Annotated in this window: 12 protein-coding genes; 9 read left to right on the top strand and 3 right to left on the bottom strand. The window is 60.8% G+C overall.

All coding sequences use genetic code 11. The features are described 5' to 3' along the window. Positions 1–114 precede the first annotated feature (114 nt). Together AO240_RS25370 and AO240_RS28710 are read left to right on the top strand one after the other, a co-directional pair. Positions 115–1020, top strand: coding sequence for a LysR family transcriptional regulator (locus AO240_RS25370; RefSeq protein ID WP_099240179.1), 906 nt, complete (start codon positions 115–117; stop codon positions 1018–1020). Between the two features lie 100 nt (positions 1021–1120). Then, on the top strand, positions 1121–1297 hold the full coding sequence (locus tag AO240_RS28710; protein ID WP_162839863.1) for a hypothetical protein: 177 nt from the start codon (positions 1121–1123) through the stop codon (positions 1295–1297). Here AO240_RS28710 and AO240_RS25375 read toward each other — a convergent pair. Beyond that, the gene (locus tag AO240_RS25375; RefSeq protein ID WP_099240181.1) at positions 1290–2174 is read right to left on the bottom strand and encodes a helix-turn-helix domain-containing protein; all 885 of its coding nucleotides are present in this window, start codon (positions 2172–2174) and stop codon (positions 1290–1292) included. The genes AO240_RS28710 and AO240_RS25375 overlap by 8 nt on opposite strands. A 180-nt stretch (positions 2175–2354) precedes the next feature. Between AO240_RS25375 and pobA the strand changes: the two genes are divergently transcribed. Together pobA and AO240_RS25385 are read left to right on the top strand one after the other, a co-directional pair. Next, a complete protein-coding gene (pobA, locus tag AO240_RS25380; protein WP_099240183.1) occupies positions 2355–3548 on the top strand; it encodes a 4-hydroxybenzoate 3-monooxygenase in 1194 nt (397 codons plus the stop codon). 75 nt (positions 3549–3623) lie between these two features. Beyond that, a complete protein-coding gene (locus AO240_RS25385; protein ID WP_099240365.1) occupies positions 3624–5141 on the top strand; it encodes an MDR family MFS transporter in 1518 nt (505 codons plus the stop codon). A gap of 170 nt (positions 5142–5311) precedes the next feature. Here the strand turns inward: AO240_RS25385 and AO240_RS25390 are convergent, their stop codons facing one another. After that, positions 5312–6151: a cache domain-containing protein gene (locus tag AO240_RS25390; protein ID WP_099240185.1), complete on the bottom strand. Its 840-nt coding sequence runs from the start codon at positions 6149–6151 to the stop codon at positions 5312–5314. 50 nt (positions 6152–6201) lie between these two features. Continuing rightward, positions 6202–6975: a transporter substrate-binding domain-containing protein gene (locus tag AO240_RS25395; RefSeq protein WP_099240187.1), complete on the bottom strand. Its 774-nt coding sequence runs from the start codon at positions 6973–6975 to the stop codon at positions 6202–6204. A gap of 173 nt (positions 6976–7148) precedes the next feature. Here AO240_RS25395 and AO240_RS25400 point away from each other — a divergent pair, with 173 nt between their 5' ends. The 5 genes from AO240_RS25400 (at position 7149) to AO240_RS25420 (ending at position 14011) form a co-directional block, all read left to right on the top strand. Further along, entirely contained in the window at positions 7149–7748 is a 600-nt protein-coding gene (locus AO240_RS25400; RefSeq protein ID WP_099240189.1) for a class I SAM-dependent methyltransferase, read from the top strand. A gap of 122 nt (positions 7749–7870) precedes the next feature. Further along, positions 7871–9004 carry a ribonuclease D gene (rnd, locus tag AO240_RS25405; protein WP_099240191.1) on the top strand — a complete coding sequence of 378 codons (1134 nt, stop codon included), beginning with the start codon at positions 7871–7873 and terminating at the stop codon, positions 9002–9004. After that, positions 9001–9294, top strand: a complete 294-nt coding sequence (locus AO240_RS25410; RefSeq protein ID WP_099240193.1) for a YcgL domain-containing protein — start codon at positions 9001–9003, stop codon at positions 9292–9294. The genes rnd and AO240_RS25410 overlap by 4 nt, the downstream gene beginning before the upstream one ends. A 108-nt stretch (positions 9295–9402) precedes the next feature. Next, positions 9403–10335, top strand: a complete 933-nt coding sequence (locus AO240_RS25415; RefSeq protein WP_099240195.1) for a D-2-hydroxyacid dehydrogenase — start codon at positions 9403–9405, stop codon at positions 10333–10335. 163 nt (positions 10336–10498) lie between these two features. After that, on the top strand, positions 10499–14011 hold the full coding sequence (locus AO240_RS25420) for a hypothetical protein (RefSeq protein WP_143505465.1): 3513 nt from the start codon (positions 10499–10501) through the stop codon (positions 14009–14011). The last annotated feature ends 161 nt before the right edge of the window (positions 14012–14172 follow it).

Genomic DNA, 14172 nt, shown 5'->3' on the forward strand with positions numbered 1-14172 from the left:
GTGACATTGGGGGCAGCTCCAGCAATCGCTAAGGGATGCACAGAGCTTAGTTGCACCAAACACAACAAAAAATGCGATGCTCGCACATAGTTTGTTTCTAAAAGCGTGCAAATCATGGATCGTCTTCAAGCAATGCGGGTGTTTGTGACTGTGGTCGATTTGGGCAGCCAATCGGCCGCTGCCGACCATCTCGACCTGTCACGGCCGGTGGTCTCGCGTTACCTCGCCGAGCTGGAGGACTGGGTCGGCGCGCGCCTGCTGCACCGCACCACGCGCAAGCTCAGCCTGACCGCCGCCGGTGGTGAAACCTTGCCGCGCTGCCGCCAGTTGCTGGAACTTTGCGGCGACCTGCAAGCCGCCGTCAGCGCACCCGACGACGCGCCCCGTGGCTTGTTGCGGCTAAGTGTCAGCACCTCGTTCGGTCAGGCGCAACTGGCGGCGGCCATCGCCGAATACGTCAAGCGCTACCCGTTGGTCACGGTCGACTTGCAGATGCTCGACCGCACAGTGAACCTGGTGGACGAACGCATTGACCTGGCCATCCGCACCAGTAATGACCTGGACCCCAACCTTATCGCCCGGCGCCTGACCGTGTGCCGTTCGGTGGTGTGTGCAACGCCTGCGTATTTGCTGGAGCATCCGGCCCCGCAAAAAGTCGAGGAGCTGGCTCGGCACAACTGCCTGACCCACAGCTATTTCGGTAAACACCTGTGGCATTTCGAAGAGCACGGCGAGCACGTCTCGGTGCCCATCAGCGGCAATATCACCTCTAACGAGGCCAGCACTTTGTTGCAGTTGACGCTGGCCGGGGCGGGCGTGGCGATGCTGCCCAGTTACCAGGCCGGTGACTGCATTCGGGCTGGCGAACTGGTGCGCCTGTTGCCCGAGGCCGAGCCTCGGCAGATGAGCATTTACGCGGTGTATGCGTCACGCAAACACATGCCTGCCGCGCTGCGCAGCTTGCTGGATTTTCTGGTGCAGTGGTTCCCGGAAGAGCCCGCTTGGGATGTCGGTCTCTGAGCCGACATAAACAGTTTGAATGGCGCCCAATAATGGCAACTCGCCCTGACTGACCTATGCTTAAAGCAGCACCCCGTAGATCCGTTCAGAGGTCTGTGCCATGACCCTAAAAACCAGAAAGTACGTGATGATTTTTATCCTGTCTGCCCTGACCACCGCGCTGTACGGCTTCGCCGCCTTGCGCGTTGAACAAACGCGCATGCAGCCGAGCTTCGCGATCAGTTGCCATCACGACCTATGCGTTCCGCACACCGGCAGTTTCAGCGCGCTCAGGTAGCCTGTTCAGCCTTTAATTGCTCGCGAAACGCCTTGGGCGAAAACCCGACCCGTCGGCGGAACAGCCGCGAGAAGTTGGTCGGGTCGGAAAACCCCAACACCTCCGACATCTCATTGATGGTCATGCTGGTGTAGGTCAGCAGGCGCTTGGCTTCCAGTAGCTGGCGGTCGTGCATGATCTGCAACGCTGGCTGCCCGCCCAATTCCCGGCACGTGCCATTCAGGTGCGAGACCGAGATGCCCAGCTTGTGGGCCAAATCCTCAATCTTCGGGTGTTCGCGGTAATGCTGCTCAACCAGTTGGGTGAAACGCCGAAAGTATTCGCGGCCACGCGGCGCGCGAGGGTGGCGGCGCTGGATGGCCTGGCGGCTGATCCACACCAGCAGCACGCTGACCAGGGCGTGCAGCATCATGTCGCGCGCCGGTTGCTCATTCGCATATTCGTCCTGCAGGCGGGCGAACTGTGCGTTCAGGTAGTCGCTGTCCTTGCCCGCCGGGTAGCTGCCGAGGGCTTGCAAGCCGTCCACTGTCGCGCCCAGTTGTTTCTGTAAATGGCTGACCAGCGGCGCCGCCAGCGTCACGATGTAACCCTGCACATCCTCCGAAAAACGAAACCCGTGCACACACAGCGGCGGCAGCACCTGCAACGTGGCTTCACTCAGCGTGGTGCGCTGGCCCTCGATTTGCAGTTGCGCCTGACCTTTATGCACGTACAACAACTGGCACAGATCCGCGTGCCGGTGGGGTTGGATTTCCCACTGGTATTCCCGACTGCGCCGAGAAATAGTTTCACAGTGCAACAAATCCGGGGTCGGCCATTGCTGGCTTTCACCGTAAAGCTTGAAGACCGGAATCGCGGTACTGGCAGTTTTGGTCATGGTTTCAATCCGATACTCAGGATAGTGGTTCGGTAATCGCCCCGATTGGCAAAAAGCGCAGGCTTTGTCTCAGTTTTCACCTTCCTGTGGCGTCAACTCAAGTGAAAAATGTCAGCAACAACACCAATGACAACTCTTTCACCTGATCCGTTCGGGTGACGCATGCGGGCCACAAAAATAATGAAAACGCTGACCACCCAAGTCGCCATTATTGGCGCCGGTCCCTCCGGACTGTTGCTCGGCCAACTGCTGCATAACGCCGGTATCCAAACCCTGATCCTGGAGCGCCAGAACGCCGAGTATGTGCAGGGCCGCATCCGTGCTGGCGTGCTGGAGCAAGGCATGGTCGATTTGCTGCGCGAGGCGGGCGTGAGCCAGCGCATGGACGCCGAAGGCTTGGTGCACAACGGGTTCGAACTGGCGCTGGATGGCCAGCTTACGCATATCGACCTCAACGTCCTGACCGGCGGCCAGTCGGTGATGATCTACGGCCAGACCGAAGTCACCCACGACCTGATGGCCGCGCGCGCAGCTGCTGGCGCGATCACCCTGTACGAAGCGCACAACGTGCAGCCGCATGACCTTAAAAGTGATCGACCCTGGCTGACCTTCGAGCATCAGGGCGAGGCGTTTCGCCTGGAGTGCGACTACATCGCCGGTTGCGATGGCTACCATGGCGTGGCGCGCCAGTCGATCCCGGCGCAGGCGCTGCAGGTGTTCGAGCGGGCCTACCCGTTCGGCTGGCTGGGCATTCTCGCCGACACCCCGCCGGTGCATGCCGAGTTGGTGTACGCCAAGCACCCGCGCGGCTTTGCGCTGTGCAGCATGCGTTCGCCGACCCGTAGCCGGTATTACTTGCAAGTGCCGACTGAAGAACGCGTTGATGATTGGTCGGACCAGCGCTTCTGGGATGAACTAAAAACCCGCTTGCCCAGTTCTTTGGCCGAGCAATTGGTCACCGGCCCTTCCATCGAAAAAAGCATCGCGCCGCTGCGCAGCTTTGTCGTGGAGCCGATGCAATACGGGCGCCTGTTCCTGCTCGGGGACGCCGCGCACATCGTCCCGCCCACCGGGGCCAAGGGCTTGAACCTGGCGGCAAGTGACGTGAGCACGCTGTTTCGGATTTTGCTCAAGGTGTATCGCGAGGGGCGCGTGGACTTGCTGCACACCTATTCGGCGATCTGCCTGCGACGGGTGTGGAAGGCCGAGCGGTTCTCGTGGTGGATGACCTCGATGCTGCATCAGTTTCCCGAGGCGGATGGCTTCAGCCAGCGCATCGCCGAAAGCGAACTGGGGTATTTCATCGACTCAGAGGCCGGTCGAAAAACCATCGCTGAAAATTACGTCGGACTTCCTTACGAAGCTATCGAATAGGCTGCTATCCAGTAGTATGTTGAGCATTCCCGCAGGGCCCTTCTTTACCTGCGGGTTTTGCTCGAAGGGTCTGCCGTGACTAACCTGAATCAACCCGCACCACCGGTTCCTGCCATACGCAGTGTGCTTGCCGCCTTGATGCTGGCGATCTTCCTCGGGGCCTTGGACCAAACCATTGTTGCTGTGTCGATGCCGGCCATTTCCGCGCAGTTCCATGACGTTAACCTGTTGGCCTGGGTGATCGCCGGCTACATGGTGGCAATGACCGTGGCGGTGCCGATCTACGGCAAGCTCGGTGATCTGTACGGGCGGCGGCCGATGATGCTGATCGGCATGGGCCTGTTCACGCTGGCGTCGCTGTTTTGCGGCATGGCGCAAAGCATGGAGCAACTGGTGCTGGCGCGGGTGCTTCAGGGCATCGGCGCTGGCGGCATGATCTCGGTCAGCCAGGCGATTATCGGCGACATCATCCCGCCGCGCGAACGCGGGCGTTATCAAGGCTACTTCAGCAGCATGTACGCGGTGGCCAGCGTGGCCGGGCCGGTGTTGGGCGGCTACATGACCGAGTACCTGTCGTGGCGCTGGGTGTTTTTGATCAACCTGCCGCTGGGCGCAGGCGCCTGGTATGTGGCCCACCGCACTCTGGTGGGGCTGCCGGTGCCGCAACGCAAGCCGATTATCGACTACCTCGGCACCTTGCTGATGATCATCGGCCTGACGGCCTTGCTGCTGGGCATCACTGAAATCGGCCAGGGCCATAGCTGGCGAGACCCGCAAGTGCTGGGTTTGTTGGGCTGCGCGTTGCTGGCGCTCAGCGTGTTTGTGTGGCACGAACGCCGCGCGCCGGAGCCTTTGTTGCCCATGCATTTGTTCGCCAACCGCAGCGCGGTGTTGTGTTGGTGCACGATTTTCTTTACCAGCTTTCAGGCGATTTCCCTGACGGTGTTGATGCCGCTGCGGTTTCAGACGGTGACCGGCTCCGGGGCCGACAGCGCGGCCTTGCATCTGCTGCCGCTGGCGTTTGGTTTGCCGGTGGGCGCCTACACGGCCGGGCGCCTGACCTCGGTGACGGGGCGTTATAAACCGATGATTCTGGCCGGCGCATTGCTGAGCCCGTTGGCGATTTTGGGCATGGCGTACAGCGCGCCCCAGGATGTGTGGCTGACCGCAGTGTTTATGCTGCTGTGCGGGATTGCGGCGGGCATGCAGTTCCCGACGTCGCTGGTGGGCACCCAGAATTCGGTGGAGCAGCGCGATATTGGCGTGGCCACAAGCACCACCAACCTGTTCCGCTCCCTGGGTGGGGCGGTGGGCGTGGCCTGTATGTCGGCGCTGTTGCTGGCATTGTTGCAGGATTCAAGTTTTGCGCATTTGGCGAGTGGCGCGCTGGGCGGCGAGGGCAGTTCCGGCAACGTATTGCTCGACGGCCTCAACGCCGCGCCCGGCCCAGCGCAGGATGCGTTGCGTGGGGAGCTGGCGCTGACGTTTCGGCATTTGTTGATGGTCAGTGCGGCGGTCTCGCTGTTGGGGCTGGCGGCCGCTGTTGCGATGCCTGACAGGCTTTTGCGCGGGCGCGGCGATAAGGCGCGGTAATTTCGTTATTTGCGTAACGGCCGCTTACGGCTCAACTCGGTCAACAGTGGGAGCGGGCTTGCTCGCGATGACGGTGTTTCAGATAAATATTTTTCAACTGACACAGCGCAATCGCGAGCAAGCCCGCTCCCACAAAAGCGCTTTTCCAAATAACCGATGTGTACTCAAGCTCAAGGGCTGTAATACCCCACAGCCACCATCAAATGCCCCGCCTTGCGCAAATACGCGTGCTTGTTCTCGACCCGGTCAGTCACCGGGTTTTTCCAGCGGTATGTGTACTCGCCCTGACCCTGCTCAGCCATCAGCTTCAAAATCGGCTCCCCCACCGGCCTGCCGTCCGGGTCATTGACCTTGGCGAAATCCGTATTCACCAAGCGCGCATTCGTCCCATGCGCCACATAGCGGCCGGTATTCAGGTCCACCACAAACACATACAAGTCATCCTGCAGAAACCCGCCTTGCAACGAATTGATCGCCTTCAGCGTGCCCGCTTCATCCTTGGCCAAGGCCTTTACCGCCTTGTCCCTCAACGCCCGCGCCTGCTCCGGCGTAGCGCGTGGCAAGTAATACCCCACCGCCAGAATCCGTGCGCCGACGCGCTGATAAAACACATGTTTGTGCTCAACCTTGCCGTCGTTCCAGTTCTGCCAGCGGTAGTCGGCTTGTTGCACACCCTGACCTTCGGGCACCGCCAGCGCGTCCTTGAATGACTGACGCAAATCCGGCCCCAGCACTTCAGACACATCGCGGCCGATCAATGCAGAGGATGGGCCGCCACTCGCCAGCAACACGCCTTGGGTGTCGACTACAAACACATAACGGTCCTGGTCAATAAACTCGCCCTGGCGGCTGAACGCGGCAAACGCCTTGTCGCCATTGCTCTGGTAATACGCCAAGGCCTTTGCCAGCAATGCCTTGGCGGCGTGGGCGTCGGTATCTTCTGCCGTGTCGGCGTGCACCTGGCTGAAACACAACAGCAGCAACCAGGTGAGTCGGAACAGTCCTTTCATTGCTCATCCCTCATTATTATAGGTGTGACAACAGCGTAGACCGGCGTGACTCAGGGCGCCGCCAGCCATTGATCGAGAATGCCGGCATAAACGCCATTGGCCACGCTCAGGTGCAACCACTGGTCGACGTAGCTTTTCCAGGCCACATCATCGCGGGGCAGCAAGTAAGCTTTTTCGCCGTACTGCATCTGCCGCTCAGGGTTGACCGCACACAGCCCCGGCTTGCGCTTTTGCTGGAAGCGCGCCTCGCTGGCGTCGGTGATCATCACGTCGGCCTTGCCCGCGAGCAACTCGTCAAAAATAGTCACGTTGTCGTGCAGGCGGATGTGCGCGTTGGCCAAATGGGCGCGGGCAAATGCCTCGTTGGTGCCGCCCGCCGGCTCGATCACACGCACCTGCGGCTGGTTGATCTGTTCGACGCTCTGGTAGCGCTGTACCTCGGCGCACCGCACCAGCGGGATCTTGCCGTCGACGCCGAGCGTCTGGCTGAAGAAGGCTTTTTTCTGGCGCTCCAGCGACACCGAAATACCGCCCACGGCGATGTCGCAGCGCTGCGCCAGAAAGTCCGGCATCAGGCTTTTCCACGTAGTCGGCACCCAGTGAATGCTGGCGTTGAGGCTTTTGGCCAGTGATTCGGCCATGGCGATGTCGATACCTTCATACGTGCCGTCTGCGCGCAGGGCGGAGTAGGGCGTGTAGTCGCCGGTGGTGCAGACGTTCAGCGTGCCGCGCTGCAGCACTTCATCGAGGCGCGAGGGGGCGGTGTCGGCCAAGGCGTTAGTCGCCAGGCTCGCCAATAAACACAGGGCTAGGGCAGCTTTCATGCAAGCGAGTCCTTGGGGAATGATCGGGGGCGTCATTATTTCCAGCTGCGCGCGCAGGTAGCAAGGGGCGTTGCCGGGTTTACCGCGGCAGGGCTTCGACCTTTTTTTCACGTTGCAATGGTTAAACTACGAATCAAGGTCATTCACTACCGTTCCACCCACATGAGCCCGTGATGTCGCCACAACCTCCTTCCTCTATCGAGATTGAATTCGCCGAACACTGCGACCGCGAGCATGCCAGGGTCTGCGGCGACACGCGCCCGCCAGCGCTGCGCAAGCGCCTGGCGGTGTGGCGCGATGAGCGGTTGGTGCGCCAGGCGTTGAAAGTGGCCGGCGAGCCGGGGCTGATTCTTGACCTGGCCTGTGGCTCCGGCCGCTTCTGGCCGGTGCTGGCCGAACACATCAATCGGGTGATTTTGGCTTCAGACAACTCCCAGCACATGCTCGACCACGCGTGCACCCATCACCCGGCGGCGCTGCTCAAGCGTGTCAAAACGTTCCAGGGCTCAGCGTTTTCCATCGGCTTGTCGGCGAACGCGGTGGACTGCATTTTCTGTCTGGAGTTGTTTCGCCATGTACCCAGCAGCGACGCGCGTTTGGCGTTGCTGCGCGAATTCCATCGGGTCAGCCGCGACACGGTGATTGTGTCGGTCAGCTCGCAGGCGTCGGTAGAGGATGAGTTCCGTCAGGCGGGCTTCAAGGTGCTGAATCACCAGGAGTTCCTGCCGGGCTCAAAACGTTGGCGTGTTTACGTTCTACGTAAGAGAGGCTAACTCCCGCCTGTCGGACTATTCTTCAGCTCCTGTCGGAGTTTTCATGATGGCGTGTGCACTGCGGATGCTCGCTAAGCGCTTTCACGATATATACTGCGCGCCATTCTTCAAGGGAGAGCCGTGTGGCCATCGATATTCACTGGATCTGCGACAACGATAGCCTCGGCCAGCATTGCGCCGAATGGCAGCAGTTGCCATTCGTCGCCCTCGACACCGAATTCATGCGGGTCGACACTTTTTACCCCATTGCCGGGCTGATCCAGATTGGTGATGGCGTACGCGCTTACCTGATCGACCCCCTGACCATCGACAACTGGCAACCGCTGGCCGCTTTGCTGGAAAACCCCGGCGTTATCAAAGTGGTGCACGCCTGCAGCGAAGACCTCGAAGTGTTGCTGCGCCTGACCGGCAGCTTGCCGGTGCCGTTGTTCGACACTCAATTGGCTGCGGCTTACCTGAACCTCGGTTTCTCCATGGGCTACTCGCGGCTGGTGCAAGCGGTGCTCGATATCGAGCTGCCCAAGGGTGAAACCCGTTCCGACTGGCTGCAGCGGCCGTTGTCCGAGACGCAGGTGAGCTACGCCGCCGAAGACGCGGTGCACCTGGCCGAAGTGTATATCCGGCTGCGCCCGCAGCTGTCCGACGACAAATACAGCTGGGTGCTGGAAGACGGCGCCGAGCTGGTGGCCAACTTGCGCCGCGAAGTCGACCCGTACGAGGTGTACCGCGAGGCCAAGCTGGCGTGGAAACTCTCGCGTGCGCAACTCGCCGTGCTGCGTGAGCTGTGCGCCTGGCGCGAGCAGCAAGCCCGCGCCCGTGATCTGCCGCGCAACCGCATCGTGCGTGAACACTCGTTGTGGCCCCTGGCCAAATCCCAGCCGGATAACCTTGCCGCGCTGGGCAAAATCGAAGACATGCACCCGCGCACCGTGCGTCAGGATGGCCAATTTCTGCTGGACCTGATCAAACGTGCCGGCAGCGTGCCGATGGACCAATGGCCGCCCGCCGTTGCTGAACCGCTGCCGGTGGATGCCGCCACGCTGATCAAGCAACTGCGCGCCTTGGGCCAGGCCGAAGCTGAGCGCCTGGAGATGGCGCCGGAACTGATGCTGCGCAAGAAAACCCTTGAGGCGCTGGTCAAAAGTGGCTACCCCGACGGGCCGTATAAATTGCCAGACTCGCTGCGTGGCTGGCGCCGCGAGTTGATGGGCCAGGCGCTGCTCGACAGCCTGGCGACTGCCGGAGAACAGCCTTGAAACGAATTTGCTCGATCTATCGCAGCTTGAAAAAAGACGGGATGTACCTTTACGTGCTCAAAAGCGATGCGCTGGAGCGTGTGCCGGAACCCCTGATGGTCGCGTTCGGCAAGGCTCATCTGGCCTTTGAAATGGTGCTGACGCCGGAGCGCAAGCTGTCGCGCGAGGACATCACGGTAGTGCTGGAGAACCTCGATAAGCAGGGCTACCACCTGCAAATGCCACCGGCCGAGGACGAGTACATCGAACACTTGCCCGAAGAGCTGCTGCGCCGCAACGACCCGATGTGATCGGTCAGTGCCCTGTTCAGGGCACCTGCTTCCCCTGTACTCGTATTAGTTGGCGGTGGCCGCATGGATGCGGGCGGCCGTCTGCACTGTTTTTGAAAGGTTTGAACCATGCGTGTTCTGATTGCTGAACAGGATCACCCGCTTTACGCCCGATTGCTGAGCGAAGCGGCGCCGGACGTTGAAGTGTTGACCAGCGGCGACTCGGCCGAGCTGTCGCGCCTGGCCGCCGATTGCCCTGTCTGGCTTGGCCAGCCGGATTTGCTCGCCACGTTGCTGCGCCAGGGCCATACGCCGCAATGGCTGCAATCGACCTGGGCAGGCATCACGCCGTTGCTGGCCGAAGGCTTGCCGCGTGACTATCAACTGACCCGCGCGGTGGGCATTTTTGGCCAGGTCATGGCCGAGTTTGTGCTCACGTATATGCTGGGCCACGAGCGCGAAGTACTCGCGCGGCTGGTCAGCCAGGTCGAACGCAAATGGGACAACCGGCTGGGCCAAAGCCTGTCGGGGCGCAAGGCGCTGATCGTCGGCACCGGTGATATTGGCCAGAGCGTTGCCGATTTTCTGCTGCCATTTGGCGTCAAGCTGTATGGCATCGCCAGTTCCCCACGCGAGCAGGCGCCGTTTATCGAAGTCGCCGGGCTCGACCAATTGGGCCGGTTGGTCGGTGAGGTCGACTACGTAATCAACCTGCTGCCGAGCACGCCGAGCACGCATGACTTGTACGACGCGGCGCTGTTCAAGCAATTCAAGCCGACCGGGTTGTTTATCAACGTCGGGCGCGGCGTGGCGGTGGTCGATGCCGATTTGGTCGAGGCGTTGAAAGAAGGGCACCTGGCCGGTGCGGTCATCGACGTGTGCCGTCAGGAACCGTTGCCGCAACGCCACCCGTTCTGGACCGCCTGGGGCTTGTTGCTGACCGGGCACAGCTCGGCGCCGACATCGCCAGCGTTGATGGTCGCGTTGTTTGTCGAAAACCTGCGCGCGTATCAGGCCAGGCAAGCGCTGCGTGGAGAAGTCCGCTTCGAACGCGGTTATTGAAGGCAGCGCCCGGCAATCGGGCGCATTGCTTAACGTTCGGTCATGTACATAAAACCTGACAGTCAAGATGGAACCTCTTTCGCGGGTGCCCCCACCCAGTGATCACAGAAGGCGCAGGGTTGCGCGTTTTGAAGGTTTTCTCTTACTAAGGACAGGTATCACCATGACCACGCTCACTTCGCCTGGGGTTTATACGCCCCATTTCGCGCATTCAAATTCATCCAGCGTGCCCACGGGCGAACCGCCCGCAACGCTTGTGCCGGCGCACGTTAACCCAACGCCGACGCCCCCCGCGCTATTGGACGCAACGCTGGCAGCCCACTGTAATCGGCGAACCCTGGCGGATAAACTGCGCCACATCATTCAAGACCTGCCCCGGCAGCTCGTGGCGAACCAACCGTTATCCAGGGCCAGGGCGCAGATGGAAACCGCGCTGGCAGCGCAGTTGAAAAACACAACGATGTACGTGTGTGAGAACTCGACCTATCCGGCACCCGAGGCGCTGCCTGCCAACCGCCTGGTCAGCCTTGAGGCCTATCTGCTCAGTGGCGGCATGGAGGTGCCGACAACCCTCGAAGCGCTGGTGCAGCAACAAAGCGTTATCGGCAGGCAGGCACAGGCCCATCCACTGGGCAACCTCAGTGGCGCACTGTCGTGGCCCGTCGCGATGCCGGCGCAAGACCAGCGCGACATCATTGCCCTGATGCACGACAACAGCAGCGGCTTGGCGGATTTGCCGCTGGCCGACAGCGCGAAGGGCGCGCTCGGTTATTTGCTCAGCGGCAGCGCGGTGGCTGGAGCGGCGCTGAACTCGCCGGTCCTGGCGATGGAACAACTGCTCGGCTCACCCAAAGCCCAGGCGCTGGGGCAAGCCATTCAGTCAAGGTTGGACGGCAGTGGCTCAGGCATCGGCAGCAGCGCCTATGTGTTGACGGCGATCCATCTGGGGCTTGACCCGGAGTCCCTGGCCACGCCCGCGCGCAACAGCGTTGCCGGGTTTGATCTGGCGAACAGTCAGCACTGGGGGCAACCGCCTTCGGTGGTGCTTGAAGGGTTGGGTAAACACTTGGTCGAGAAAGGCCGCGCGAGCACGCAAACCGCCCAATTGGCCGCTTCATTGCTGCTGGCCAAAACGGCGCCGGAGTTCCTGATCAGGGATATTCCGGCCGGCGTGACCTGCGCCAGCGCGCTCTGGGCACACTTGGCGATGTCGGTGGGCAGGCTCGAAGCGCAAACCCCGGGTCGTACGCTCGGCATGCGCTATGCAGAGGTCTTGCTGGCCGCCGAGCAGCTCGATACCGACGCCGCCGTCAGCCAGCAGATCGACCGTCAGGCACTGATAAATTGGGGCGTGGCCAACGGTTTTCTCGGCACCGCTGAACAGGCACCGTCAACCATTCAGATGGAACGCGTGAGGGCCGCGTATAACGACCAGTTGAGCGTGTTGAAAACCACCAGCAGCTTGCTGCAAACGCCCATTCCCAGCCGAGAAGCGATGGCGCTTGCCCAGCTTCAAGAGGCGTTTCCTGGCCTGGACGTCAGCCTCTTCAAGGTCAGGAACATCCAGAAGGCCAGGTTGAAGGAAGGTCGCCCTGGTCTCTACCCCGGCCTGCGTTCAATGCTCGATATCGTGATGGAAGGGGGCAAGCTGGGGGGCGAAGATCATTGGATAAGCAATGACAAACGCTTGCCCATCAATCGGTTTTGCAGCCTTTACGGTCAGGGCAAACTGGATGTTTCGACCTCGTTCAAGGCGCAGTTCGATGCGTCCATAACCGCTCAGGAAGGCGGGCAGCAAGCCAGGGTCCGGCATCTGATCTCGACGTTGCCACTGGCAGATCGCAAGCGCCTCGAAAGTGCCAAGCTGGAATTCTTCCGTACCGACCAATACAAGATCGCCGGTGATTTATTTACCCCGCCAGCGCTTTACGCCAGGGGGCACACGTTGGAGGTGAAAGCCACCGGGAGTGACGGCCAGGTGGATCTTTACCGGATCGACACGCGCCGCGGTACAGTGCAGAAACAAAACTTTCTGATACGCCGCCGCACCGAGCCTTTTACCGCGAACAAAATGCACGAGCGCGAGGCCAATGTGCTCTCGAAAACGCAGCTGTTTGAGCCCGATAAAGCCAAGTACGCCGAGCAGTTCCAGGTGCAACCCGAGGGCGCGCGGGCGCCTGACAGTTTCAGCTCGGCGCGCAGTCATGCCATCGCCGATGTGTTTGTGCAGGCCCTTGACCTGAAGAATGATGACCTGTTGAAAGAGGCCAGGGGCGTCACCTCGTATGATCAGGACAGCGCGCGTAACGAGGCGATTTCCGAGTTCTTCCTGAACCTCATTCCGCTGCGCTCGGCCATCGTCAACTTTGGTAATGGCAACATTGGCCAAGGCGTCTTCGACCTGGCGATGGATGCGGTTGGCCTGATCACGTTGGGCGCGGGCAAGGCTGCGCAGGCCGGCAAGGTGGTGGGCAGTGCGGTGTCGACAGTGGGCAAGGTGGCGAAGGTTTCGAGGTTTGTCGGGGCAACGCTTGTCGAGGCCTTCAACCCGTTGAGCGGCGCGGGGGATTTGATCGCAAGCGGTGGCAGGTTGGTAGTCAACAGCAGCCGTGCTGTGAGCCGGCAATTTAATCAGCTCAGGGGCGCGGCCGGCAGTTATGCCCTGTTGAAGGTCGCCAGTAAACACTATGCAGAAGCGGCCACGGGCGTGTTCAAAGTCGCGGGTGAGAGCGTTGAAGGCGGCGCCGTGTTACACAAGGGCAAATGGTATGCCTTTGATGCCGAAACGATGCTGCCCTACGGCCGCCCGCTCGACGATTTCACGCCTGCAACCCGCGCGGTGAATGGCCAGATTACCCGCGCATCGACGGTGCCGGAGGGCGAGTTGAGCAACGGCCTGTTTGGCCAATTCAACGTGCCGGCGTCCAGAATTACCGGGCTAACGCGCAATCATCAGGGTGTGTATGTTGCCGCTGACGGGCATTTGTCGCATATCCGCCACACCGACAGTGCCGGCCAAACCGCCGTTTACGAAGTGCGCCAGGTAACGCGCACGGCAGACGGCACGGTACAGGCGCGGGTTTATCACAATAATCGGCAAACCCCGCTGTTGCTTGAGCATGTGCAGGGTGATCAGTGGCGGCGGCTGGGCGCGCGTGGCGGCAGCCCGGTGTCGGTCAAATCCGATTTGGGGCCAGAGATTGGCCGAGGCGGGGAGGGGACGCTTTATGCGAGCCTGGATGGCGAACATGTTTATAAGGACCTGGGGCCTACTCGGTTAACCACGGCCGAAGGCTACACCAGCATGGAAGTGGTCAACATGAACACGTACTACGGCGATGGCGTGGCTGAAGTCATCATTGATGAGGGCCGCAAATACATAAAAATGAAAAAAATCGACGGTGTGGACCTGAGCAAGATTGAGAAGGGAAGCTTGCCGCCTTCGGCGCGGTCGTTGGTTGATGATGCGCTGGCGCGCATGGAAGCGATGGACATTTATCACAACGATCCGCAGATGAGCAATTTCATGTATTCGAGCAAAGACAATAAAGTCTACCCCATCGATATGGATGGCCTGCCTGCCGAGTTCATGGTGCCGGAGATCATGGACGCGTATAACCGGGTAAAGGCCGAACTGCGCAAAACCTTCAATGAACTGATCGTCGCAAACGCTTGACGGTTTGCCCTGCCGTTATTCAACGGCAGGGTTTCAACGGCGTTAAAGGCTGAAGTCACCTTCGCATTCGCGCTCGCTCAACACTGCTGCGCCCCCGCCAGACTGACAAGTGGTGCAACGCAGCCACTCGTAAGCGCTTGGCCGCAACGGCCTTGGGCACT

This window comes from Pseudomonas sp. ICMP 460, from assembly GCF_002723595.1.
Classification (GTDB): domain Bacteria; phylum Pseudomonadota; class Gammaproteobacteria; order Pseudomonadales; family Pseudomonadaceae; genus Aquipseudomonas; species Aquipseudomonas kitaguniensis.

What these genes read in the sequence shown, in the direction of transcription:
- pobA (WP_099240183.1), top strand. Translation starts at nt 2,355, where the DNA reads ATGAAAACGCTGACCACCCAAGTCGCCATTATTGGCGCCGGTCCCTCC.
- AO240_RS25375 (WP_099240181.1), bottom strand. Translation starts at nt 2,174, where the DNA reads ATGACCAAAACTGCCAGTACCGCGATTCCGGTCTTCAAGCTTTACGGT.
- AO240_RS25420 (WP_143505465.1), top strand. Translation starts at nt 10,499, where the DNA reads ATGACCACGCTCACTTCGCCTGGGGTTTATACGCCCCATTTCGCGCAT.
- AO240_RS25400 (WP_099240189.1), top strand. Translation starts at nt 7,149, where the DNA reads ATGTCGCCACAACCTCCTTCCTCTATCGAGATTGAATTCGCCGAACAC.
- AO240_RS25395 (WP_099240187.1), bottom strand. Translation starts at nt 6,975, where the DNA reads ATGAAAGCTGCCCTAGCCCTGTGTTTATTGGCGAGCCTGGCGACTAAC.
- AO240_RS28710 (WP_162839863.1), top strand. Translation starts at nt 1,121, where the DNA reads ATGACCCTAAAAACCAGAAAGTACGTGATGATTTTTATCCTGTCTGCC.
- AO240_RS25415 (WP_099240195.1), top strand. Translation starts at nt 9,403, where the DNA reads ATGCGTGTTCTGATTGCTGAACAGGATCACCCGCTTTACGCCCGATTG.
- AO240_RS25390 (WP_099240185.1), bottom strand. Translation starts at nt 6,151, where the DNA reads ATGAAAGGACTGTTCCGACTCACCTGGTTGCTGCTGTTGTGTTTCAGC.
- AO240_RS25370 (WP_099240179.1), top strand. Translation starts at nt 115, where the DNA reads ATGGATCGTCTTCAAGCAATGCGGGTGTTTGTGACTGTGGTCGATTTG.